Below are 522 nucleotides of genomic sequence, written 5' to 3' on the forward strand. Positions count from 1 at the left end.
AGCTGCAGGACGGCTGGGAGGAGCAGTTCAGGGAGATTTCGGATAACATTCGCTTGTCCGGCCTGAGCATCAGTGATTATCTTAAGCAGAACGGCACGGACCTGAACGCCTGAATGCCATTTTCGTTACAGACAAATTATATAACTGAGGGCAGTGATGAAAACAGCGGTATGGGTGGTGGTGTATTTCGCGATGTGTTTTCTGCTTTTCACAGGATGGATGTTCGCTTTTGCGCAGTATGCGCCCTATAACGGGCAGGAACACGCGTTTTCTCTGACGTATCTGCTTAATTTATTTTTTCTTCATGTTGTGATGGTACCTTACTACGAGTTTATTCAGACTGAAACATACAGCAATGCATTAATGAGTCTGGCAGATGAATCCGGTCAGATGATACGTTTTCATCACGTAGTACCTGTTCTCTGGATATATAGTCTGTCCGCACTCTTAACTTTTGTGGTTTACATTATATATGCAAAATGGTTCACTCATAACCGACTGAAAGAAAAGCATCTTCCAGAA

General features: G+C 43.5%; 1 protein-coding gene. It reads left to right on the forward strand.

The features are described 5' to 3' along the window. Positions 1-156: 156 nt before the first annotated feature. Positions 157-522: hypothetical protein (locus CKO11_RS17370; RefSeq protein WP_015344965.1), on the forward strand; the 366-nt coding region annotated here is incomplete at its 3' end.

The organism is Rhodobacter sp. TJ_12, from assembly GCF_020023995.1.
Lineage (GTDB): Bacteria > Pseudomonadota > Alphaproteobacteria > Rhodobacterales > Rhodobacteraceae > Rhodobacter.